Below are 23,786 nucleotides of genomic sequence, written 5' to 3' on the forward strand. Positions count from 1 at the left end.
ATGAAGTTCACCGATGGGTTCTGGCACACGCGTCCTGGCGTCGAGGCGCTCTACGCCCAGGACGTGCGCGACCTCGCGGTCGTCGGCGACGAGCTCGTCGCCTGGGCGTCGACGCGGGTCGTGGAGCGGCGCGGCGACACCCTCAACCGTCCGATGCTCACGGTGTCGTTGGCGAGCCCCGCCGAGGGCGTCATCCGGGTGCGCGTCGAGCACCACCAGGGTGGGCGGCGCGACCCCGGCTTCGAGATCGCGACGGATGCCGCATACCGGCCCGAGCTCACCGTCGACGACGAGGGTGGCGTCGTCGACGCCGGCTCCCTGCGTGCCCGCGTGCGCCGCGGCGCGCCGTGGGAGCTGTCGTTCGAGCGGGCGGGGGACGGCGAGGACTCGGGCGCCGAGGACGCCACCGAGGCCGGCGACGACCGCGTCTACACGACGAGCGGGCACAAGTCCGTGGGCTACGTGCAGCTCGCGCCCGGCGCGCCCGTCGCCGCGGAGCCCACGGGGGTGGCCGGCATCACGACGACCGGCCTCGCCGAGGCATCCGCGTACCTGCACACCCAGCTCTCGCTGGGCGTGGGCGAGCTCGTGTACGGACTCGGCGAGCGGTTCGGCCCGCTCGTGAAGAACGGCCAGACGGTCGACATCTGGAACGCCGACGGCGGCACGTCGAGCGAGCAGGCCTACAAGAACGTGCCGTTCTACCTCACGAACCGCGGCTACGGCGTGCTCGTGAACCACGCGGGGCACGTGTCGTTCGAGGTCGGCTCGGAGGCCGTGGAGCAGGTGCAGTTCTCGGTGGCGGGGGAGTCGCTCGAGTACTTCGTGATCGCCGGGCCCAGCCCCGCGGAGGTGCTCGACCGCTACACGCGGCTCACCGGCCGCCCCGCACGGGTGCCCGAGTGGTCGTACGGGCTGTGGCTCTCGACGAGCTTCACGACGGACTACGACGAGGCGACGGTGAACTCGTTCATCGATGGCATGGCCGAGCGCGACATCCCGCTCGAGGTGTTCCACTTCGACTGCTTCTGGATGCGCGAGTTCCACTGGACCGACTTCGAGTGGGATCCGGCCGTCTTCCCCGATCCCGAGGGCATGCTCGCGCGCCTCCACGAGCGCGGCCTGAAGGTCAGCGCGTGGCTGAATCCGTATATCGCGCAGCGGTCGCGGCTCTTCCGCGAGGGCGCCGAGCGGGGGTACCTCGTGCGCCGGCCCGACGGGTCGGTCTGGCAGTGGGACCTCTGGCAGGCGGGCATGGCGCTCGTCGACTTCACGAACTCCGAGGCCATGCGCTGGTTCCAGGAGCACGTGCGCACGCTCCTCGGCCAGGGCGTCGACGCCATCAAGACCGACTTCGGCGAGCGGGTGCCGATCGACGTCGTGTGGCACGACGGCAGCGACCCCGAGGCGATGCACCACCGCTACACCGACCTCTACAACCGGGCCGTGTTCGACGTGCTCGAGGAGGTGCGCGGCGTGGGTCAGGCGGTGCTGTTCGCCCGCTCGGCGACCGCGGGCGGCCAGTCGATGCCCGTGCACTGGGGCGGCGACAACTCCTCGTCGTTCACGTCGATGGCCGAGAGCCTGCGCGGCGGCCTGTCGCTCGCCTTGAGCGGCTTCGGCTACTGGAGCCACGACATCGGCGGCTTCGAGGGCGACCCCGACCCCGCCGTGTTCAAGCGCTGGCTCGCGTTCGGGCTCCTGTCGAGCCACTCGCGCCTGCACGGCTCGACGAGCTATCGGGTGCCGTGGGCGTTCGACGACGGCAGCGAGGCGGCGGGCCAGAGCGCGGTCGAGGTGGCGCGGACGTTCACGAAGCTCAAGGCGTCGCTGCGGCCCTACCTCGTCGCGGCCGGCGAGGAGGCGCATCGCACCGGGCGGCCGATCATGCGGCCGATGCAGCTCGAGTTCCCAAGCGACCCCGCCGTCGCCCACCTCGACCGGCAGTACCTGCTCGGACCGAGCCTGCTCGTCGCGCCGGTGTTCTCGGCATCGGGTGAGGTGGAGTACTACCTGCCGGCCGGGCGGTGGACGAACTGGTTCACGCGCGAGGTCGCCGAGGGCGGCGGCTGGCGGCGCGAGGTGCACGGGTTCGACACGGTGCCGCTGTGGGTGCGCGAGGACGCGGTCGTGCCGATCGTCGAGGAGGATGGCACGCCGGAGGAGTTCCGCGGCTGACCCCGCGCGGCGCGCTTGCATAGCATCTTCGCCGTCGCAACTTTCGGGCCTAGAATTCGAAACATGGAAACGGATGCCGCAGACGGCCGTGTCACGCTCGCGAGCGTGGCCGAGGAGGCGGGCGTCTCGCTGTCCACGATCTCGAAGGTGCTGAACGGCCGGGCGGATGTCTCGCCGCCCACGCGCGCCCGCGTCGAGCAGCTCCTCGCCGAGCGCGGCTATCGACGCCGGGGCGGCGGCCGTTCCGAGTCGCGTGCCGAGCTCATCGAGCTCGTCTTCCACGAGCTCGACCCGATCTGGTCGATGGAGCTGATCGGCGGCGTGGAACAGGTCGCAAAGGAGCATGGCCTGAGCGTCGTGCTCACCGTGAGCGGCAGCCGGCACGCGCCCGACCCCGACTGGATCGAAGGCGTCATGCGGCGACGCCCGGTCGCCATCGTCCTCGTCTTCTCCGAGCTCGCGCCCGAGTACCGCGAGCGCCTGCACTCGCGAGCGATCCCGTTCGTCATCGTGGATCCCGCCGGCGACCCGTCGCCCGACGCGCCCTCGGTGGGCTCGGCGAACTGGTCTGGCGGCCTCGCGGCCACCCGGCATCTCATCGAACTCGGCCACACGCGCATCGCCGCGATCACCGGCCCCGAGGACATGATGTGCTCCCTCGCCAGGGTCGACGGCTACCGGTCGGCGATGAACTCCGCGGGACTCGCCATCGAGCCCGACTGGATCCGGTTCGGCGACTTCCACGTGAGCGGCGGACGCGAGCGCGCCCGCGAGCTGCTCGGCCGCGACGACCGGCCCACCGCGATCTTCGCCGGCAGCGACATGCAGGCGCTCGGGGTCATGGAGGCGGCGCGCGAGCGCGGCATCCGGGTGCCGGAGGAGCTCTCGATCGTCGGCTACGACGACATCCCGCTCGCGCGCTGGCTCACGCCGCGGCTCACCACCGTGCACCAGCCGCTGCGCCGCATGGGCGAGGAGGCCGCCAGGCTCGCGATCCGGCTCGCCGACGAGCTCGACCACGAGCACGGTGCGACGGATGCCGTGTCGGGTGCGACCGGGTCGGCGCCCACGCCGCGCATGGACCTCGCGACGAGCCTCGTCGTGCGCGAGAGCACGGCACCGCCGGCCGGGTAGGGGAGGACCCGGCCGGCGGTGCCGGCCCGCGGAACGCGCGGAACCCGCGCGTTCAGCGCGCCGGCGCGTGGACCAGGCTGAGCCGGTCGAAGTCGGCCCATGCCGCGGCCGCGGCGCCGTCTGCGGCTGCCGCGGGCTCGCCGACCACGAACACCCCGCCGACGACGCCGACGAACCCGCCTCCCTCGCTCGGGCTCAGCGGCGTGAGGTCGACGGTGCCGACCGGGATGGGCCGTTCGCCGGACTCGGCCCGGGCGACGGCCGCGAAGCCGTCGATCTCGAGGACGAGGCCGATCGGGCCCGCGGGCACGTCCACGACGCCGAGCAGGCGGTCGTCGCCGTCGAGGTGGAGCACGAGCTCGACCACGCGGCCGTCCGTGCCCGCGCGAACGCCGAGCGTCACGAACCGGTCGTCGGTGAGCCGCAGCGCCAGCCCGGCGAGCAGGCCCGGCGACGCGGCATCCGGAATCTCGACGACCGTCGCGAGCGTCGCGACCGGCTGCTCGAGGCGGAAGCCCGCGAAGGCGTGCGCGACCGGCTGCTGCAGGGCGCGCGACACGGCGGAGAGGCGCAGGAATCCCAGGCGCTCGCCCAGCCGGGCGCGGGGTGCACCGGGGGCGGTGCGCACCTGCAGCAGTTCGGGATGCGGCGACGGGCCGTCGAAGTCGTCGACGAGAGTTCTGGCCCCGGCGGCCGGCGCGTCCGCCCAGGGAACCTCGACCTCCTCGGCGAGACGGCCGGATCCCGGCGCGAACACGGGCCAGCCGTCCTCGAACGCCACGGGGACGAGCCACGTCTCGCGGCCCTGCAGCGCGTCGGCTCGCGCCTCGCCGCCGTCGCCCCGGGGCAGCCGCCTCGTCGCCAGCGCCGTCGCCCACCATCCGCCGCGGCCGTCGTCGACGAGGTCGGCATGGCCGACATTCGCCACGTCGACCGCGCCGCCGAGATGGCGGTGGGTGAGCAGGGGATTCGCCTTCGACCCGGTAAAGGGGCCGGTCGGGCTCGGGCCGCGCGCGGCGCTCACGGCGTGGTGGCGCTCGGTGCCGCCCTCACTGGCGAGCAGCAGCACGTCGTCGTCTCGTCGGTAGAGGTGCGGACCCTCGGCCCACACCGCGCCCTCGACCGCACCGTGCCAGACGACGTGCTCGTCGCCGATGAGCGACATCGCGGCGAGGTCGAGCTCGCGCACCCAGACCTCGGTCTGCTCCGGCCAGTCGCCCGGATCGGCGAGCCGGGTGCCGCACCACCACGCCCGCCCGTCGTCGTCGAAGAGGATCGACGGGTCGATGCCGGGGCCGTCGTCGATCCATGACGGATCCGACCACGGTCCGGCCGGATCCGTCGCCGTGACCACGAAGCTGCCCTGCCGGCCCTCGCCGCCGACGAGGGTGCAGGCCACGAAGAACCGGCCGTCGTGGTGGCGGATCGTCGGCGCGAACAGCCCGCCTGACGCCGCCACGGACGACAGGTCGAGCTGCTCCTCGCGGTGCACCGCGTGGCCCACGAGCTCCCACTCGACCAGGTCCCGTGAGCGGTGCACCGGCAGGCCGGGGAAGTACTCGAACGTCGAGGTCACCACGAAGAACTCGTCGCCCACCCGGCAGATGCTGGGATCGGGGTGGAATCCCGGCAGCACCGGGTTGCGTGCGGCGGTCACGGCGATTCGTGGCCGATCGGCTGGGCGGACCACACCGGGTGCAGGGCGCGGGTGTGGTCGACGACACGCACGGGCCCGGTGAGCTCGACGGTCGCCTGCAGCGCCAGGTCGGCGCTCGACCGCCCGAAGCCCAGCACGAGCGAGCCCGGCTCGACGATGCGGCGACCGTCGCGCCCGGTGAACGCCGCGAGATCGGCCGGCACCTCGACGTCGAGGCGGACGGATGCCCCGGGGGCCAGTTCCACGCGCTCGAACCCGATCAGCCGCTGCACCGGTCGCACCACCGAGGCGACCAGGTCGTGCAGGTACAGCTGCACGATCTCGGCACCCGGGCGGTCGCCGGTGTTCTCGACGGTGAGCGACAGCCGCAGTGCGCCGTCGGTCGACGCCTCGCCCGCCGTCACCTCGAGGTCGCGCCAGGCGAACGTCGTGTAGCCGAGCCCGTGTCCGAAGGGGTACCTCGCGGTCGGGTCGATGTTGGACACGCCGTTGCTGCGGGCGAGCGTCGACGCCAGGTAGGTCGACGGCTGCGCACCGGGCGTGGCCGGCACGCTCACGGGCAGGCGCCCGCTCGGGTTCACCCGTCCCGAGAGGATGGCCGCCACGGCGCGCGTGCCCTCCTCGCCGGGGAAGAACGCCTGCACGATGCCGGCGGCACGTTCGGGTGCCGTTCCGAGCACGTACGGACGGCCCGCGAGCAGCGTGAGCACGGTCGGCGTGCCGGCGTCGAGCACGGCCTCGAGCAGCGCTCCCTGCGCACCGGGCAGGTCGAGGCTCTCGGCGTCGCAGCCCTCACCGCTGGTACCCCGGCCGAAGAGGCCGGCGCGGTCGCCGAGGGCGAGCACGACGAGGTCGGCGGATGCCGCGAGCTCGACCGCGTGCGGGATGCCGTCGATCTCCGCGCCGTCGATCGAGGTCCCCGGCGCGAGCGTGATCTCGCTGTCCGGGAACTCCGCGCGCAGCGCCTCGACGAGCGTGGGCAGTTCGATGCCCAGGCCGCTCTCCGGGTGGTGCACGCCGACGTGCGTGGGGAACGCGTAGCAGCCGAGCACCGCGAGCGGGTCGTCGGCGGTCGGGCCGATCACCGCGATGCGGGCAGGGGCGGCCACGGGCAGCGTGCCGTCGTTGTGCAGCAGCACGATCGCCTGCTCGGCGATGCGACGGGCGAGCGCGCGGTTCTCGGCGGGGTCGAGGTCGATCGTGCCCTTGGCAGCGCTCGCCGCGGGCGGCGCGGCCGGGTCGTCGAGCAGGCCGAGCTCGACCTTCTGCACGAGCACGCGCAGCAGGGCCCGATCGACGACCGCCTCGTCGACGCGGCCGTCGGCCACGGCATGCACGAGCGGCTCGCCGAAGGCGTGCACGGTGGGCAGTTCCACGTCGATGCCGGCCTCGAGCGCGGCCGCGGCCGCCTCGCCGAGGTCGCCGGCGGTGCCGTGCAGGGTCTGCAGGAACGCGACCGAGAAGTAGTCGGCGACGACGGTGCCGTCGAAGCCCCACGTCTCGCGCAGGAGTCCGGTGAGCAGGTCGCGGTCGGCGGCGGTGGGCACGCCGTCGAGGTCGGTGTAGGCGTTCATCACCGAACGCGGCTTCGCCTCGCGCACCACCATCTCGAACGGCGGCAGCAGCACGTCGGCGAGCTCCCGTGCCCCGACGGAGACGGGCGCCAGGTTGCGGCCCGCCCGCGACGCCGAGTACCCGACGAAGTGCTTGAGCGTCGCCACGATCCCGGATGCCTCGAGCCCGCGCACGTACGCCGTGCCGACCGTGCCGACGAGGTAGGGGTCTTCGCCCATGGTCTCCTCGACGCGGCCCCATCGCGCGTCGCGCACGACGTCGAGCACCGGGGCGAGCCCCTGGTGCACGCCGACCGAGCGCATGTCGGCGCCGATCCGGCGGGCCATCTGCTCGATGAGGCCGGGATCGAAGGTGGCGCCCCACGACAGCGGCACCGGATACGCGGTCGCGCCGTGGGCGGCGAAGCCGGCGAGGCATTCCTCGTGCACGAGCGCCGGGATGCCGAACCGGCTCGACGCGACGATGCGCTCCTGCAGCCGGGCGAGCGACTGGGCGCCGACCGCCGCGTCGACGGGCGCGGTGCCGAAGGCGCGGGTGACCTGGCCGAGTCCCTTGGGGAGCAGGGTATCGAGGTCGACGTCGCCGGTCATCTCGTGCTGGTGGGGTGCCACGTCGGCGCCGTCGGCCGAGGCCCCCATCCAGATGCCGTAGAGCTGGGCGATCTTCTCCTCGAGGGTGAGCTCGGCGATGAGGGCGCTCGCACGGGCGGTCGGGGTCAGCGACCGGTCGCGCCACGGGGCATCCGTCGTCACGCGGTCGCTCGCGGCATCCGTCGTCGACGTGGCATCCGCCGCGGCATCCGTCGTCGAGGACTGGATCGACGTCATCGGCTCGGTCATCCCTTCACCGCCCCGGTGAGGCCGCCGACGATGCGGCGCTCGAAGATGCTGAAGAAGATGAGGGCGGGAATCATCGACAGCGACGTGAAGGCGAGCACCTTGGCGGTGTCGACCGAGTACTGCGAGGCGAACGCCTGCACGCCGAGCGGCAGGGTGAAGCTGTCCTCGTTGTTCAGGATGAACAGCGGCAGGATGTAGCTGTTCCAGCTCGCGATGAAGGCGAGGATGCCGACGGTGATGACGCCCGGCAGCGCCAGCGGCACCACCATGCGCCAGAAGAACCCGAGCCGCGAGGCGCCGTCGATGGAGGCGGCCTCCTCGATCTCGTCGGGGATGGCGCGCAGGAACGGCACCAGGATGATGATCGTCGTCGGCAGGGCGAAGGCGATCTGGGGCAGGATGATGCCGGCCAGCGAGTTCATCAGGCCGAGGTTGCGCACCACGATGTACAGCGGCGTGATGGCCACGGTCATCGGGAACATCAGGCCGGCGGCGAAGAGCGCGTAGAGGAGCCCGCGCGCCTTGAACTGGTAGCGGGCGAGCACGTAGCTCGCCATGAGCCCGAGCGCGACGACCCCGATCGTCGTGACGACGGCGGCCACCGTGGAGTTCGCCACCTCGCCCCAGAAGGTCGTGCTGCTGAGCACTCCGGCGTAGTTCTTCGTGACCCAGGGGTCGGGCATGCCCGAGGGGTCCGCGGTGATCTGCGCGTTGGTGCGGAAGCCGCCGATGATGATGTACAGGATCGGCGCCAGCATGAGCGCGATGACCACGAGGGCGCCGAAGTAGATCGCGGGGCTGCCCCAGGGCAGCCGGCCGTTGCGCGGTCGTCTGGCCCGTGGGATGGCGATGGCCGAGGCGGTCATGGCTCGCTCCGTTCGGTGAGGGCGCCGGCCGTGTCACGGCGCAGCACGAAGCGCTGGTAGACGAGGGCGACGACGAGAGAGATGAGGAAGAGCACGACCGCGACCGCGTTGCCGTAGCCGTAGTTGCCGGCGTTGCGGCCGTTGGCCACCATGTAGGTCGCCATCGTCGAGGTGCCCGCGGTCGAGGCGATGTACTGGCCCCAGATGATGTACACGAGGTCGAACAGCTGCAGCGAGCCGATGATCGACAGGAACGCCCAGATGCGCAGGGTCGGACCGAGCAGCGGCAGCGTGATGCGCCGCTGGATCTGCCAGTACGACGCGCCGTCGATCTGCGCGGCCTCGGTGAGCTCCTGCGGGATGCCCTGGAGTCCGGCGAGGAAGAGGATGACGGCGAAGCCGACGTACTTCCACGTGATGATGCCCAGCAGCGTCCAGATCGCGAGGTCGGGGTTCGAGAGCCAGTCCTGGGTGAAGGCGCCGAGGCCGACCTTGTCGAGCAGGCCGTTGAGGGCCCCGTCGGACTGGAGCATGAGGCTCCAGCCGGTGCCGACCACGACCTCGGCGATGACGTAGGGCACGAAGATGAGCACCCGGATCAGCGACTGGCCGCGCATCGGACGGTTGAGGAGCAGTGCGAGCAGCAGCGCCACCGGGCCCTGCAGCACGAGCGACATCACGACGATGACGAGGTTGTGCCAGAGGGCTTCCTGGAACGTGGGGTCCTGGAAGATCGTGACGTAGTTCTGCAGGCCGATGAAGTCGGTGGGCGGACCGTAGCCCTTCCACTTGAAGAAGCCGTAGTAGCCGGCCATGACGACCGGGAAGATGACGAAGCCGAGGAAGATCACGAGGGCCGGGCCGACGAGCACGGCGATCTCGAGGACCTTCCGCCAGTCGCGCCGGCTGCGACGCGCGACCGGGGCCGGCGCGTCGCCGGCCCGGCGCAGGGCCGGGGACGAGAGCTCGTCCCCGGCCCGCACGTCGTCCGCCGGGGCTCGCCTCGGTGCGGGGGAGCTGGTGCGAACGTTCATGGTGCGAGAGCCTCTCAGCCCTTCTTGATGGCGTCTTCGACGGCGTCGACGATGCCCTGGGCGTCACCCTTGCCGGCGAGCAGGTCGACGACACCCACGTTCAATGCGTTGCCGACGTTCTGGCCGAGCAGCGTGTCGAGCCACACCGAGACGTACGGCGCGTCGTTGTACGACGCGAGCACCTCCTGCAGCGCGGGGTCGGTCACGACGCCCTGGGCGTCCTTGTTCGCCGGCAGGGTCACGAACGCGTCGGCGTAGGCCTCCTGCTGCGCCTTCTGCGAGGCGAACTCGAGGAACTCGGCGCACTCCTTGGGTGCGTCGACGTAGCAGCTGTAGCCGTCGACGCCGCCCATCATCGCGCCCTCGCCGCCGTCGCCGCCGTCGACGGCCGGGAAGGGGAACCAGCCGAGGTCGGCGAGCGGCTTCTCGTCAGGCGTGAGCGAGGCGATCACTCCCGGGTCCCATGCGCCCATGAGCTCCATGGCGGCCTTGTGGTTGGCGACCAGGCCGGCCGACGAGCCGGCGCCCTGCTGCGCGGAGGTCGTGAGGAAGCCCTCGTTGTAGGGCTCGGTCGCGGCGAAGTCCGCGAGGTCCTGGCCGGCGCGCAGGAAGCACTCGTCGGAGAAGTCGGGGTCGGTGGCAAGTCCGGCCACGACGTCCTCCGAGCACTCCCGCAGCACGAAGAAGTAGTACCAGTGGGCGGCGGGCCACGCGTCCTTCGCGCCGAGCGCGATGGGGGCGACGCCGGCGGCCTTGAGCTTGTCGACGTCCTCGCTCAGCTCCTCGAAGGTCGTGGGCGGGGCGGTGATGCCGGCCTGGGCGAACAGGTCCTTGCTGTAGTAGATGCCGCCGGGCAGCACCGATGACGGCACGCCGTAGATCTTGTCGTCGACCGAGAGGGCGGCGAGCGAGGCGTCGCCGAGCGCCGTCTTCGTGTCGTCGGAGAGCTGGTCGGTGAGGTCCTGCACCTGGCCGGCCTCGACGACGGCCGCGAGCTTGCCGCCGCCGCGCGCCATGAAGATGTCAGGTGCGTCACCAGAGTTCAGGGCGGTCTGGAGCTTGCCGTCCATGTCCTCGTTCTGGATGGACTGGATCTTGATGTCGACGCCCGGGTGCTCCGCCTCGAAGTCCTTGGCGGTCTGCTCCCAGTAGGCCTTGCCGGGGCCGGTGGTGGAGTTGTGCCAGAAGCTCAGCTCGGTCGAACCGTCGCCCGAGTCGTCACCTCCGGCGGCGCACCCGGCGAGGGTGCCGACGGCGAGTGCGGCCACGGCTCCCAGCGTGACGAGCCGTGTCATGCTGCGTCTGTTCATCTTTGAACCTCTCGAAAGTTTCGACGACTACGTCGAAAGTGATCTGGACGCCTCGAATAGTACGTGGCTTCGCATTTGGGGTCAAGCGCAACAAATTGGGCGCGCCGCTGGGACGCCGGATCCGCCCGCCCCTAGAGTGGTCGCGTGGCAGACCGGCCCGGAACCTTCGACGGCGTCCACCGTCGAAACCTCTCGAAACTCCTCGCGCTCGTGCACCTCGAGGGGCCGCTCTCGCGCGCCCGCCTCACCGCGGCGACCGGGCTCAACCGCTCCACCGTGGCCGCCCTCGCGGGTGAGCTCGTCGACGCCGGACTCGTGGAGGAGCGGGCGCCCGACCCGACCAATCGCGTCGGCCGGCCCTCACCGGTCGTCGCCCCGCACCCCGACGTGATGGCCGTCACCGTGAACCCCGAGGTCGACGCCGTCACGATCGCCGCGGTCGGCCTGGACGGACGCATCGCCGTGCGCGAGCGCCTCGAGGTCGACCACCTCGTCACCCCGGAAGAGACCGCGGACCTCGTCGGCCGCACGATCGAGCGCTGGCGAGGCGACGTGCTCCGCTCCAGCCGGATGGTCGCGGTCGGCCTCGCCGTGCCCGGACTCGTGCGGGCGTCAGACGGCCTCATCCGGCTGGCGCCGCACCTGGAGTGGACGGATGCCCCGCTGCGCACCCTCGTCGAGGAGGCCACCGGCCTGCCCGCCTTCGTCGGCAACGACGCCAGCCTCGGCGCCCTCGCCGAGCACCTCTTCGGAGCCGGTCGCGGCGTCGACGACATCGTCTACCTCAACGGCGGCGCGAGCGGCATCGGCGGCGGCCTCATCGTGCACGGGCAGCCGATCGGCGGCTCGGGCGGCTACGCCGGCGAGTTCGGCCAGAACCGACCCGGCATCCCGTCGGCCGAGGATCGTCGCGCCACCGGCGGCGTGCTCGAGGACGAGGTGAGCCGCGCCCGCCTGCTCGCCGTCGTCGGGCTCCCGGCCGCCGACGAGCCGACGCTCGCATCGGCCCTCGCGGCCGCGTTGGCTGCGCCCGACGCCCCCGAAGCGATTGAGGTCGCGGCCGAGCTCGCGCGGCAGCGCCGCATCCTCTCGACCGCCCTGGCCAACGCCGTCAACGTGCTGAACCCGTCGCTGGTGGTGCTCGGCGGGTTCCTCGCCACGGTGGCCGAGAGCGACCCTGACGCCCTCGCCGCGGCGGTCGCCGCGCAGGCGATGCCCGCCGCGGGGGAGGAGCTCGTCATCCGGGTCGCCGCCCTCGGCGAGGACCGGCTGGCGATCGGCGCGGCCGAGCTCGCGTTCGAACGGCTGCTCGCGGATCCGCTCCAGGAGGGCTGACCGAAACGCTCGGGATGCGCATTCCCCGTTGCGTGGTGGGGGGAGGCATCCGCTAGAATCGTTCACAGTCGAATCGATTCGAGGCCGCCCGACGGCCGAGATCGCCTCACGACGGCATCCCGCGTGGATGCCGTCGTTCCTGTTTCCCGGCGTCCGAGGGCGTGCGCCGCCGCACTCGAGCACGCCCAGGATCAGCATGTCCTCAACCGCCTCCATCCCCATCATCCGGCCCGACGACTACTCGGCGCCCGCGCACCCCGGCGACCTCCTCTCCCGGCGCCAGCGCCTCGTCTACGTGCTCGTGCTCGGCGCGCTCACCGCGCTCGGGCCGTTCACGATCGACCTCTATCTGCCGGCGTTCCCGGTGCTGCAGTCCGAGCTCGGCGTCAACGCCGCGGCGGTGCAGCTCACCCTCACCGGCACGATGATCGGCTTCGGCCTCGGCCAGCTCATCGTCGGACCGTGGAGCGACAAGGTCGGTCGCCGCCTGCCGCTCATCCTCGCCACGGCGCTGCACATCGCGGCATCCGTCGCGGCGGCGCTCGCGCCCGACATCGGCTGGCTCATGGCCTTCCGCCTGCTGCAGGGCTTCGGCGCGGCCGCCGGCGGCGTGGTCGCCATGGCGATGGTGCGCGACCTGTTCGGCGGCAAGCCGCTGGTGCGCATGCTCTCGCGCCTCGCGCTCGTCAACGGACTCGCGCCCGTGCTGGCGCCCGTCATCGGCTCGCAGCTCCTCAACGTCATGGACTGGCGCGGGGTGTTCGTCGTGCTCGCGATCTACGGCGCCGTGGTGCTCCTCGCGGTCGCGTTCCTGATCGTCGAGACCCTGCCCAAGTCACGCCGCCACGTCGCCGGGCATTCGACGCTGCGCGACCGCTACGCGGCGCTCTTCCGCGACCGCGTGTACCTCGGCGCGGCGATCGTCGGCGGCATGACGTTCACGGGCCTCTTCGGCTACCTCTCGACGTCGTCGTTCCTGTTCCAGGAGGTCTACCACTTCAGCGCGCAGCAGTACGGACTGCTGTTCGCGGTGAACTCCATCGGCATCATCATCGGCGTGCAGACGAGCTCGCGGCTCATGCGCGGGTCGGTGCAGCCGCAGTGGATCCTCGCGATCATGACGATGGTGCACCTCGCGATGGCGGTCGCGATCATCGTGCTCGACAGCGCCGACGCCGGCTTCTGGGGGGTGGCGATCCCGCTGTGGTTCTACATCCTCGCCTGCGGGTTCTCGTTCCCCGCGGTGCAGGTGCTCGCCCTCGCGCACCACGGCGCCGAGGCCGGCACGGCCGCGTCGCTGCTCGGCGCGCTGAACTTCGGCCTCGCCGGGGTCATCTCGCCGCTGATCGGCCTCATGGGCGTCGGCAGCGCGGGCCCGATGGCCCTCATCATGGCGCTGGCGGCGATCGTCGCGGTCGCCGCGCTCTGGGGACTCGTGCGGCCCAAGACGGTGCCGCCGCTCAGCGACTGACGGGCGTCGGATGCCGCGGGTCGGCGACCGCGCGGCGGAACCCGACCACGCCCGCCGATGTCAAGGGGCGCGCGCCGCGGCATCCGATCGTGCCGACCTTGGCTAGCGTGGACGGATGACGGACCGCGACGAGGAGCCGACCCGCCGACCGAGCGACGCACTCGACACGTCAGCGCCCGACCTGGACGCTGCTGAAGCGGACGCGCCCGACGCGGAGGCGCCCGACACCGAGGCCGAGGCCGCCGGCCACGACGAGACGCCGGCCGCCGTCGACGACCTGCATCCCGTGCAGCGGGAGGCGCGGGCCCGCCGGCTCGGGCGACGCGTACCGCTGGTGGCCGGGATCGTCGCGGTCGTCATGGCCGCGCTCCTGGGCCTCGTGATCATGGCGCGATTCGACGGGCTGCCCTTCGAGTTCGACGAGGAGTGGGCCGAGGAGCTGTTCGAGGCGCGGGGGCCGGTCGGCGACATCTTCGCGTTCTTCATGAACGACCTGGGCGGCGGGGTCTTCGGCGTGTTCGTCGTGCCCGTCGTCATCGCGGTGGTGCTGCTCGTCTGTCGCAGGCCGTGGGGGGCGCTGTATTTCATCGTCGCGTCGATCGTGAGCGCGGGGGTCGTGCAGCTGCTGAAGAACCTCTTCGGCCGGGCGCGGCCCGAGGACATCCTCGTGCACTCGGACTTCGGCTCATTCCCGTCGGGGCATGTGGCGAATGCGGCCACGATCGCTGTGGCGATCGGGGTGATCGTGCCGATCGTCTGGGTGTGGATCACCGGCGCGGCGTACACCGTGCTGATGGCCGTGAGCCGCACGTACCTGGGCGCGCACTGGCTCTCGGACACGCTCGGCGGACTCCTCGTGGGTGCGGGCGCCGCCCTCGTGCTCTGGGCGGTCTTCGCGACGCCGCTCGAGCGCGAACGCCTCGCGTGGATCGCCCGGGTCTCGAAGCGCAATGCCGAGCGGGCGCAGGCGCACGTCACGCCGCCCGCGCGGCCCCGCGGCACCGCGGCCTGACCGTCGCCCCACCGACGCCCGAGGCGTCGCCACGCCGTCGCCCGACCACGACTCCGGCAGGCGCCTACAACGTTGTAGAGTGGGCGCTCAGGAATCGAGGAGGCCGTCCATGGCGTCGACGCTGCACGATGTCGCGAAGCTCGCCGGCGTCTCCATCAAGACGGTGTCGAACGTCATCAACGACTATCCGCACATCCGCCCGGCGACCCGGGCGCGCGTGGAGGCCGCCGTCGCAGAGCTCGGCTACACGCCGAACCTCACCGCTCGCAGCCTGCGATCGGGCCGCACCGGCGCGATCGCCCTCGCGGTGCCCGACCTGGGGCTCAGCTACTTCGCCGAGCTCGCGGCATCCGTCATCGAGGCGGCCGAGGAGGCCGGGGTCGTGGTGCTCGTCGAGCAGACCGGCGGAGACCGCGACCGCGAGATCGAGCTCCTGCGCAGCCCGCGCCTGAAGATGACCGACGGGCTGATCTTCAGCCCGCTCGGCATGGGGCAGGAGGACGTCGAGCGGCTCGAGGTGCCGTACCCGCTCGTCGTGCTCGGCGAGCGCATCTTCGACGGCCCGGCCGACCACGTGACGATGCAGAACGTGGAGGCGGCCCGCGCAGCCACGCAGCTGCTGCTCGAGTCGGACCGGCGCCGCATCGCCGTCATCGGCGCGCACGAGGGCGAGGTGATCGGCTCCGCCGGCCTGCGCCTGCGCGGCTATCGCGAGGCGCTGGATGCCGCGGGCGTGCCGTTCGACGAGTCGATCATCGGCTACACCACGCTCTGGCATCGGTCGAACGGCGCCAGGTGCCTGCACGAGCTGCTCGACCGCGGCGTGGAGTTCGACGCCGTCTTCGGGCTCAACGACACGCTCGCGCTGGGTGCGATGCGCGCCCTCCAGGAGTCGGGGCGCCGCGTGCCCGAAGACGTCGCGGTCATCGGGTTCGACGACCTCGACGAGGCGCGCTATACGATCCCGTCGCTCACGACGGTCGATCCGGGGCGGGAGTGGATCGCCAGGACGGCCGTCCGCACGCTCCTGCAGCGCATCGAGACGGCCGACGCGGCTGGGCCTCCGCGACTGCTCCTCGCGGACTTCACGATCGCAGAGCGCGAGTCCGCGCGACCGCGTCCGGCGTGATCGGGGGCCATCCGTCACGGTGTCGTCATGCGGCTTGACATCGAACGGATCGCACGGCACCATGTCTCTACAACGTTTACTTTACAACGTTGTAGAAGACTCGGAACTCGCCGTGGAGCCCCCTCTCGCGGCGAGTTCGAGCACATCGCCAGAGACAACGGTGTCAGCACCGCGAGAGGAACGAACACAGCCATGAAGTCGAAGATCCTGGCCGCGAGCGGCGTCATCGCCGTGGCCGCCGCCGCGCTCACGGGCTGCTCGGCCGGCGAGGCCGAAGCATCCTGCACCAACGAGATCACCAAGCCCGACGCGACGCAGGTCAGCGTCTGGGCCTGGTACCCCGCCTTCGAAGACGTCGTCGACCTCTTCAACGAGAACCACGATGACGTGCAGATCTGCTGGACGAACGCCGGCCAGGGCAACGACGAGTACACGAAGTTCTCGACGGCCGTCGAGTCGGGCTCGGGCGCCCCCGACGTCATCATGCTCGAGTCCGAGGTGCTCTCGAGCTTCTCGATCCGCGACGCACTCGTCGACCTCACCGAGTTCGGCGCCGACGACGTGAAGGGCGACTACACCGAGGGCGCATGGAAGGACGTCTCCAGCGGCGACGCCGTCTACGCGATCCCGGTCGACGGCGGCCCCATGGGCATGCTCTACCGCAAGGACATCCTCGACCAGTACGGCATCGCCGTGCCCACGACGTGGGACGAGTTCGCGGCCGCCGCGCAGGCCCTGAAGGACGCGGGCGCGCCCGGCGTGCTCGCCGACTTCCCGACCAACGGCCGTGCCTACAACCAGGCCCTGTTCGCGCAGGCCGGCTCCGTGCCGTTCGCCTACGACAACGCTGAGCCGACCTCGATCGGCATCGACGTGAACGACGAGGGCTCGAAGAGCGTGCTCGCCTACTGGGACCAGCTCGTCAAGGACGGCCTCGTCGCGACCGACGACGCCTTCACCGCCGACTACAACACGAAGCTCGTCGACGGCAGCTACGCGATCTACGTCGCCGCGGCATGGGGCCCCGGCTACCTCGGGGGCCTCTCCGACGCCGACGCCGACGCCGAGTGGAAGGCCGCACCGGTTCCCCAGTGGGATCCGGCCAACCCCGTGCAGATCAACTGGGGCGGCTCGACGTTCGCCGTGACGAGCCAGGCCAAGGACAAGGAGGCGGCCGCGGTCGTCGCCAAGGAGGTCTTCGGCACCGAGGAGGCGTGGAAGATCGGCATCGAGAAGGCCGCGCTGTTCCCGCTGTGGAAGCCGATCCTCGAGTCCGACTACTTCCGCGACCTCGAGTACCCGTTCTTCGGCGGCCAGCAGATCAACAAGGACGTGTTCCTCCCGGCGGCGGCGGGCTACACGGGCTTCACGTTCAGCCCGTTCCAGAACTACGCCTACGACCAGCTGACCGAGGAGCTGTACGCGATGGTGCAGGGCGAGAAGGGCTCCGACCAGGCGCTCGACGACCTGCAGGCCTCGCTCGAGCAGTACGCCACCGAGCAGGGCTTCACCCTCCAGTGACCGGATGCCGCGTCCCGGCGCTCGCCGGGACGCGGCACCCATCGCACGCACCGATGAAGGAAGCGAGACCATGACCACGCACTCGACCCTGGCCGCACCCGCCGCGGCCGTGGCGCCCGCGAGGCCCGCGAGGCGGCGCGCGCCCCGAGGGGGATCGAAGCTCGAGCAGCGTCGCCAGCGCTGGGGGTGGCTGTTCGTCTCCCCGTTCCTCCTGGTGTTCGCGCTCTTCCTGATCTTCCCCTTGTTCTACGCCTTCGGCATGAGCCTGTTCACCTCGACGCTCGCCACGGGCACGAAGTTCACCGGCATCGACAACTACCTGAAGGCGTTCAGCGACCCCCTCTTCCTCGAGGGCCTCCTGCGCGTGGCGGCATTCGCGGTCGTGATGATCCCGGCGCAGCTGATCGTCGCGATGGCCGCGGCGCTCGTGCTCGACACCCTCGTCACCCGCCTCGCGAGCCTCTCCCGGCTGCTGATCTTCGCGCCGTACGCGATCCCCGTCGTCATCGGCGCCCTCATGTGGAGCTTCCTCTACAGCCCCCGGTTCGGCCCTGGCGCGACCCTGTTCGATCTCATCGGCCAGCCCACGCCAGACTTCCTCGCCTCCGACACCGTGTTCGCGAGCCTCGTCAACATCGTCACGTGGCAGTGGTCGGGCTACTACATGGTGGTCATCTACGCGGCGCTGCGATCGATCGACCCGGCGATCTACGAGGCCGCCCGCATCGACGGGGCCAACGGCTGGCAGACGGCGACCCGCATCAAGGTGCCGATGATCTCGTCCTCCGTGGTGATGGTCATCACGTTCGCCCTCATCGGCACGCTGCAGTTCTTCACCGAGCCGGTGGTGCTCCGCAACATCGCGCAGGGCGCCATCGACGCGGCCTACACCCCGAACATGTACGCGTACTCGCTGGCGTTCTCCTACAGCCAGTTCAACTACGCCTCGGCCATCGCGTTCTCGCTCGGCATGCTCGTGTTCGCGGGGTCCTTCGTCTTCCTCTTCCTCACGCGCAAGCAGAGCGGACTCAAGTGATGAGCGTCTTCGCACCCCGCGCCGACGTGCGCGACGAACCCCTCACGACGGTCACCGGCGTGCCCTCGCGGACCGACCGCGGCGCATCCGATCGACGCCGTCGCAACGGCGGGCGCCGCATCGGCTCACAGGCCTTCCTGATCATCCTCGCGATCTACTTCGTCTTCCCGATCTGGTGGCTCGTCGTCGCCGCGACGAAGAACACGTCGGGCCTGTTCGGCTCCAGCCCGTTCTGGTTCGACGACCACTTCGCCCTCTTCGAGAACATCGCGGGGCTGTTCACGCACCAGGGCGGCATCTACTGGCGCTGGCTCGCGAACTCGTTCGTCTACGCGTTCGCCGGAGGCATCGGTGCGACCGTGCTGGCGATCCTCGCGGGATACGGCTTCGCGAAGTACCGGTTCCGAGGTCGTGGCGCCGTGTTCACGATCATCCTCGGCTCCGTCATGGTGCCGCTGACGGCGCTCGTGATCCCGACGTTCATGCTGCTGAGCCAGTACGGCATCATCAACACGCCGTGGGCCGTCATCCTGCCGAGCCTGCTCAGCCCGTTCGGCGTGTACCTGATGCGCGTCTACACGCAGGACGCCGTGCCCGACGAGATGCTCGAGGCCGCCCGCATCGACGGCGCGGGCGAGCTGCGCACGTTCTTCCAGGTGGCGCTGCCGCTGCTCCGGCCGGCGATCGTCACGGTGCTGCTGCTCTCGGTGGTCGGCACCTGGAACAACTTCTTCCTTCCCCTCGCCGTGCTCACCGATCCCGACCTGCTCCCCGTCACCGTCGGCTTGAACCGCTGGACGGCGCTCTCGAACGCGGGCGCCGGCGGCGAACAGGTCTGGAACCTCATCACGACGGGCTCGTTCGTGTCGATCCTGCCGCTGATCCTCTCGTTCCTGTTCCTCCAGCGCTACTGGCAGGGCGGCCTTGCCATCGGCAGCATCAAGTAGTCCCGACAGATCCACCGCACCTCAGACAGAAAGCAGTCCATGCCCACCGCACGCCTGACCATCGACCCGCACTTCACCATCGGGCCCGTCAACCGGCGCGTCTTCGGCGGCTTCGTCGAACACCTCGGCCGGCACGTCTACGACGGCATCCACGAGCCCAGCCACCCCACCGCCGATGCCGACGGCTTCCGCGCCGACGTCGTCGAGCTCGTGAAGGAGCTCGGCGTCTCGACGATCCGCTACCCGGGCGGAAACTTCGTCTCAGGCTTCCGCTGGGAGGACAGCGTCGGGCCCCGCGAGGAACGGCCGCGCCGCCTCGACCTCGCCTGGCACTCCACCGAGACGAACGAGGTGGGCCTGCACGAGTTCGCCGGCTGGCTCGACCAGGTGGGCAGCGAGCTGATGCTCGCCGTGAACCTGGGCACCCGGGGCACGCTCGAGGCGCTCGACCTGCTCGAGTACTCGAACATCGCGGGCGGCACCGCCCTCTCGCAGCGCCGCATCGACAACGGCCGCACCGACGCGTTCGGCGTGAAGATGTGGTGCCTCGGCAACGAGATGGACGGTCCGTGGCAGCTCGGCCACCGCTCGGCGGAGGACTACGGCAAGCTCGCGTCGCGCACCGCGAAGGCCATGCGCCAGCTCGACCCGTCGGTCGAGCTCGTGGTCTGCGGCTCGTCCAGCGCGCACATGCCGACGTTCGGCGAGTGGGAGCGCGTCGTGCTCTCGCACACCTACGACGACATCGATTACATCTCGTGCCACGCGTACTACGAGGAGAAGGACGGCGACCTCGGCAGCTTCCTCGCCTCGGCGGTCGACATGGACGGCTTCATCGAGACGGTCGTCGCGACCGCCGACCACGTGAAGGCCGTGCGCGGCAGCGACAAGACCGTGAACATCTCGTTCGACGAGTGGAACGTCTGGTACCTCTCCCGGTTCCAGAACGTCGACAAGATCGAGGGGCTCGACAACTGGCCGGTCGCGCCGCGCCTCCTCGAGGACGTGTACTCCGTGGCCGACGCCGTGGTGTTCGGCAACCTCATGATCTCGCTCATCAAGCACGCCGACCGGGTCACGAGCGCCTCGCTCGCACAGCTCGTGAACGTCATCGCGCCGATCATGACGGAGCCCGGCGGCCCGGCGTGGCGGCAGACGACGTTCTTCCCGTTCTCGATCACGTCGCGGCTCGCGCAGGGCGAGGCGCTCGAGCTGAAGCTCGATGCGCCGACGTACGAGACGAAGGAGTACGGCGAGGTCCCTCTCGTCGACGCCGTGGCCACCCACGAACGCGAGACCGGCCGCACGGCGGTGTTCCTCGTGAACCGCAGCCAGGACGAGGCGCTGACCCTCACGATCGACATCGCCACGCTCGGCGGTGACCTCTCGGTGCTCGAGGCCCACACCCTGTCCGACGACGACGTGTACGCGAAGAACACCCTCGAGGAGCCCGAGCGCGTGGCGCCCCGGGCGAACGACTCCGTGCGCATCGACGGCGGCGAGCTCGCTGTGACCCTGCCGCCGGTGTCGTGGACCGCGATCTCGCTCGGCTGAGGCCCGGCGCGGCGCGGCGGTCGTCCATGCCGCCGCGCCGCGCCGCGTTCCGATCGGGGATCGCGCTCGTCGCGGCATCCGCTCTGCTGATGCTGATGTCGGCGCTCGCCGGCTGTGCGCCGATTTCTGGCGCGTGGCAGCTGTCGGGCGACCTTTCGACGCACGACCCGGCGCTCGCGAAGGACGGCGGCACCTGGTACGTCTACTCGACCGGCAACGGCACGGTCGCCGACGGCAACGTGCAGGTCCGCTCGTCGTCCGACGGCCGCACCTGGCGCTACGAGGGCGAGGTGTGGGACGAGAAGCCCGCCTGGATCGACGTGGCCGTACCCGGCGTCGACAACCTGTGGGCACCCGAGCTCGTCGAGCACGACGGCACCTGGTACCTGTACTACTCGGCGTCTCGGTTCGGCAAGAACTCCTCGGTGATCGCCCTCGCGACCAACACCACGCTCGATCCCGACGACCCGGCGTACGAATGGGTGGACCGCGGGCCGGTCATCGAATCGGACTCGAGCGACGACTTCAATGCCATCGACCCCGGCGTAGCGACCGACGAGGACGGCACGCCCTGGATGTCGTTCGGCTCGTTCTGGAGCGGCATCCGCATGGTCGAGCTGGCGTGGCCGGGCGGGCTGCGCGCCGACGAGGCCGAGCCGCTCCGCCTCGCCGACCGCGGCGCGCCGCCGAACGCCATCGAGGCGCCGTACCTCGTCGAGCACGACGGCGCGTGGTTCCTCTTCGTCTCACGCGACGCCTGCTGCCAGGGCGCCGACAGCACGTACAAGATCGCCGTCGGCCGAGCGGATGCCCCGACGGGGCCGTTCGTCGATCGCGACGGCGTCCCGCTGCTCGAGGACGGCGGCACGGTGCTGCTCGAGACCCAGGGACACCGCATCGGACCCGGCGGGCAGTCCGTGTCGGATGGGATGATGGCGCTGCACTACTACGACGGCGACCTGAACGGGCAGTTCCAGCTCGCGCTGCTGCCGCTCGGCTGGGATGCCGAGGGGTGGCCCGAGCTGCACTGGTGAGGAGCACGATGGAACGCAACTGGGCCGGCAACCTGACCTATCGGGCGCAGCGGATCGTGCATCCGTCATCGGTGGAGGAGCTGCAGGAGGTGCTCGCCGGCGATGGGCCGTTCCGCGTGCTCGGCACGCGTCACTCGTTCAACGACCTCGCCGACACCGTGGGCACCCTCATCGCGACCGACCGGCTGCCGGTCGACGTCGACGCCTCGAGCGCGCCCGGCGCCGTGCGGCTCACGGGGGCGCCGAGGTACGGCGACCTCGCACCGATCCTGCAGCGGAAGGGCCTCGCGCTCGCGAACCTCGCGTCGCTGCCGCACATCTCGGTGCCCGGCGCCGTCGGCACCGGCACCCACGGATCGGGCGACGGCATCGGCTCGCTCGCCACCGCCGTGCGCGGCATCGGGTTCATCACGCCGAACGGCGAGTCCCGCACCCTCGTGCGCGGCGACGCCGACTTCGCCGGGGCCATCGTGCACCTCGGCGCCCTCGGCGTAGTCACGGGGCTCGAGCTCGACGTCGAGCCGACCTACGACGTCGCGCAGACCGTGTACGAGGCGCCCGCGTGGGATGCGATCCTCGCCGACCTCGACGCGGTGACCTCGCTCGGCACGAGCGTGAGCATCTTCACCCGGTGGTCGCGCACCGACGTCGCCGACCAGCTCTGGGTCAAGCAGCGCCTGCCGTTCGACGCGGATGCCGCGGAGCGGCGTCGTGCGGTCGTCGAACGACTCGGCGCCCACGCGGCGACCCAGGCGCGGCATCCGATCATCGGGCTGCCGGCCGACGCGTGCACGGAGCAGCTCGGGGCGCCGGGCCCGTGGTTCGAACGACTGCCGCACTTCAGGCTCGAGTTCACGCCGTCGGCGGGGGAGGAGCTGCAGTCGGAGTACCTCGTTCCGAGGGCCGATGCGGTGGCGGCGCTCGAGGCCGTGCGGGGCCTCGCCGACCGCATCGCGCCGCTGCTGCAGGTGTGCGAGGTGCGCACGGTCCGCGCCGACGACCTGTGGCTGAGCGGGGCGTACGGCACCGACGTGGTCGGCCTCCACTTCACGTGGGTGCGCGACGAGGCGGCGGTCACGGCCCTGCTGCCCGCGATCGAGGCGGCGCTCCCCAACACCGCTCGTCCCCACTGGGGCAAGGTGTTCACGCTGCCGGGCGACGAGGTGCGCCGCCGCTACCCCCGCTGGGACGACTTCGCCGCGCTGCGCGCCCGCTTCGACCCCGAGCGCCGTTTCGCCAACGCCTACCTGGAGCGACTCGGCCTCTGACTCAACGCGCGGACTGCTCCGGCACCTGCGCCTCGACGAGCTGCAGCACGCGGGCGGCGACGCTCACGGCGATCGCGGCGGGCTCCTTCGAGCGGATGCCCTCGATGCCGATCGGCGTGGACACGCGGGCGAGGTCCTCCTCGGTGACGCCCGCCGCGAGCAGCTGCCCCCGGAACCGCGCCCACTTCGACCGCGACCCGATGAGTCCGATCGAACCGATGCCCGGCGTGCGCAGCGCGGCTTCCACGATCGCGAGGTCCTCGACGTGATCGTGCGTCATGACGAGCACGTGTGCTCCGGTCGGCAGGTCGGCGAGCGCCGCCTCGGGCACGGGCAGGTGCCGGACGACGACGGTCGCGACCGCGTCGGCGAGCGGGCCCGAGCCGGTGCCGCCTGTGGCTCCAGCGCCACTGGAGCCGCCCGAGCCTCCCGCCGCGCCCAATCGCTCGGGCGCCAGCATCTCGGCTCGCGAGTCGACGAGGGTGAGCTCGATCGGCTGCCGCGCGAGGATGCGGGCGAGTTCGAGCCCGACGTGGCCGAGCCCGAACACGGCGACGGCCGGCACGACCGGCACGGGTTCCAGCAGCATGGTGACCTCTCCTCCGCAGCACTGCACGCCGTAGTCGGTGACGGCCTTGTCGCTCAGCGTGAGCGTGAGCAGCTCGGGCTCGGCGGCGGCGAAGCCATCGGCGAGCAGCTCGCGCGCCCGGTGCAGGGCGGTCTGCTCGAGGTTGCCGCCGCCGACCGTGCCGAACGCGGCATCCGCCGAGACCACCATCTTCGCCCCGCCGTTGCGCGGCGCGTGCCCGCGCACCATCGCGACCGTGACGAGCACCGCCGGCGTGCGCGAGGCGCGCAGTCGCTGCAGGGCGTCGACCCAGTCCAC

18 protein-coding genes are annotated in these 23,786 nt (G+C 71.3%); 12 read left to right on the plus strand and 6 right to left on the minus strand.

Translation table 11 applies throughout. The features are described from left to right. Both yicI and AC1DZA_RS03110 read left to right on the plus strand, forming a co-directional pair. Nucleotides 1-2,178, plus strand: a complete 2,178-nt coding sequence (gene yicI / locus AC1DZA_RS03105) for an alpha-xylosidase (RefSeq protein ID WP_476771658.1) — start codon at nucleotides 1-3, stop codon at nucleotides 2,176-2,178. 63 nt (nucleotides 2,179-2,241) lie between these two features. Beyond that, a complete protein-coding gene (locus AC1DZA_RS03110) occupies nucleotides 2,242-3,312 on the plus strand; it encodes a LacI family DNA-binding transcriptional regulator (protein ID WP_476762417.1) in 1,071 nt (356 codons plus the stop codon). Between the two features lie 52 nt (nucleotides 3,313-3,364). On the opposite strand, the gene AC1DZA_RS03115 is transcribed toward AC1DZA_RS03110, so the two are convergent. The 5 genes from AC1DZA_RS03115 to AC1DZA_RS03135 are packed head-to-tail and all read right to left on the minus strand — an operon-like array spanning nucleotide 3,365 to nucleotide 10,593. After that, nucleotides 3,365-4,969 (minus strand): glycoside hydrolase family 43 protein, encoded by a 1,605-nt coding sequence (locus AC1DZA_RS03115; RefSeq protein ID WP_476771659.1) that lies wholly within the window; start codon nucleotides 4,967-4,969, stop codon nucleotides 3,365-3,367. Beyond that, the gene (locus tag AC1DZA_RS03120) at nucleotides 4,966-7,383 is read right to left on the minus strand and encodes a beta-xylosidase/alpha-l-arabinosidase (RefSeq protein WP_476771660.1); all 2,418 of its coding nucleotides are present in this window, start codon (nucleotides 7,381-7,383) and stop codon (nucleotides 4,966-4,968) included. The genes AC1DZA_RS03115 and AC1DZA_RS03120 overlap by 4 nt, the downstream gene beginning before the upstream one ends. Beyond that, the gene (locus AC1DZA_RS03125; RefSeq protein WP_476762220.1) at nucleotides 7,380-8,249 is read right to left on the minus strand and encodes a carbohydrate ABC transporter permease; all 870 of its coding nucleotides are present in this window, start codon (nucleotides 8,247-8,249) and stop codon (nucleotides 7,380-7,382) included. The genes AC1DZA_RS03120 and AC1DZA_RS03125 overlap by 4 nt, the downstream gene beginning before the upstream one ends. Next, nucleotides 8,246-9,283, minus strand: coding sequence for a carbohydrate ABC transporter permease (locus tag AC1DZA_RS03130; RefSeq protein ID WP_476771661.1), 1,038 nt, complete (start codon nucleotides 9,281-9,283; stop codon nucleotides 8,246-8,248). The genes AC1DZA_RS03125 and AC1DZA_RS03130 overlap by 4 nt, the downstream gene beginning before the upstream one ends. A 14-nt stretch (nucleotides 9,284-9,297) precedes the next feature. Further along, on the minus strand, nucleotides 9,298-10,593 hold the full coding sequence (locus tag AC1DZA_RS03135) for an ABC transporter substrate-binding protein (protein ID WP_476771662.1): 1,296 nt from the start codon (nucleotides 10,591-10,593) through the stop codon (nucleotides 9,298-9,300). 144 nt (nucleotides 10,594-10,737) lie between these two features. Between AC1DZA_RS03135 and AC1DZA_RS03140 the strand changes: the two genes are divergently transcribed. From AC1DZA_RS03140 to AC1DZA_RS03185, 10 genes are all read left to right on the plus strand, one after another. Beyond that, the gene (locus tag AC1DZA_RS03140; protein ID WP_476771663.1) at nucleotides 10,738-11,928 is read left to right on the plus strand and encodes an ROK family protein; all 1,191 of its coding nucleotides are present in this window, start codon (nucleotides 10,738-10,740) and stop codon (nucleotides 11,926-11,928) included. 196 nt (nucleotides 11,929-12,124) lie between these two features. Next, nucleotides 12,125-13,399, plus strand: a complete 1,275-nt coding sequence (locus AC1DZA_RS03145) for a multidrug effflux MFS transporter (protein ID WP_476771664.1) — start codon at nucleotides 12,125-12,127, stop codon at nucleotides 13,397-13,399. Nucleotides 13,400-13,514: 115 nt separating this feature from the next. Further along, nucleotides 13,515-14,411 (plus strand): phosphatase PAP2 family protein, encoded by an 897-nt coding sequence (locus AC1DZA_RS03150; protein ID WP_476771665.1) that lies wholly within the window; start codon nucleotides 13,515-13,517, stop codon nucleotides 14,409-14,411. 109 nt (nucleotides 14,412-14,520) lie between these two features. Next, nucleotides 14,521-15,540, plus strand: a complete 1,020-nt coding sequence (locus AC1DZA_RS03155; RefSeq protein WP_476763455.1) for a LacI family DNA-binding transcriptional regulator — start codon at nucleotides 14,521-14,523, stop codon at nucleotides 15,538-15,540. 192 nt (nucleotides 15,541-15,732) lie between these two features. Further along, nucleotides 15,733-17,061 (plus strand): ABC transporter substrate-binding protein, encoded by a 1,329-nt coding sequence (locus tag AC1DZA_RS03160; RefSeq protein WP_309973689.1) that lies wholly within the window; start codon nucleotides 15,733-15,735, stop codon nucleotides 17,059-17,061. Nucleotides 17,062-17,131: 70 nt separating this feature from the next. Continuing rightward, nucleotides 17,132-18,097, plus strand: coding sequence for a carbohydrate ABC transporter permease (locus tag AC1DZA_RS03165; RefSeq protein ID WP_476771666.1), 966 nt, complete (start codon nucleotides 17,132-17,134; stop codon nucleotides 18,095-18,097). Further along, entirely contained in the window at nucleotides 18,097-19,044 is a 948-nt protein-coding gene (locus AC1DZA_RS03170; protein WP_309973686.1) for a carbohydrate ABC transporter permease, read from the plus strand. Before AC1DZA_RS03165 ends, AC1DZA_RS03170 begins: the two co-directional genes overlap by 1 nt. A 39-nt stretch (nucleotides 19,045-19,083) precedes the next feature. After that, nucleotides 19,084-20,598 (plus strand): arabinosylfuranosidase ArfA, encoded by a 1,515-nt coding sequence (gene arfA / locus AC1DZA_RS03175; RefSeq protein ID WP_476771667.1) that lies wholly within the window; start codon nucleotides 19,084-19,086, stop codon nucleotides 20,596-20,598. Between the two features lie 26 nt (nucleotides 20,599-20,624). After that, the gene (locus AC1DZA_RS03180) at nucleotides 20,625-21,632 is read left to right on the plus strand and encodes an arabinan endo-1,5-alpha-L-arabinosidase (RefSeq protein WP_476771668.1); all 1,008 of its coding nucleotides are present in this window, start codon (nucleotides 20,625-20,627) and stop codon (nucleotides 21,630-21,632) included. An 8-nt stretch (nucleotides 21,633-21,640) separates the two neighbouring features. Further along, nucleotides 21,641-22,900 carry a D-arabinono-1,4-lactone oxidase gene (locus tag AC1DZA_RS03185; protein WP_476771669.1) on the plus strand — a complete coding sequence of 420 codons (1,260 nt, stop codon included), beginning with the start codon at nucleotides 21,641-21,643 and terminating at the stop codon, nucleotides 22,898-22,900. Between the two features lies 1 nt (nucleotide 22,901). Here the strand turns inward: AC1DZA_RS03185 and xdhC are convergent, their stop codons facing one another. Continuing rightward, on the minus strand, nucleotides 22,902-23,786 hold the full coding sequence (gene xdhC, locus AC1DZA_RS03190) for a xanthine dehydrogenase accessory protein XdhC (RefSeq protein WP_476771670.1): 885 nt from the start codon (nucleotides 23,784-23,786) through the stop codon (nucleotides 22,902-22,904).

The organism is Agromyces sp. P2_B3 (genome assembly GCF_056404815.1).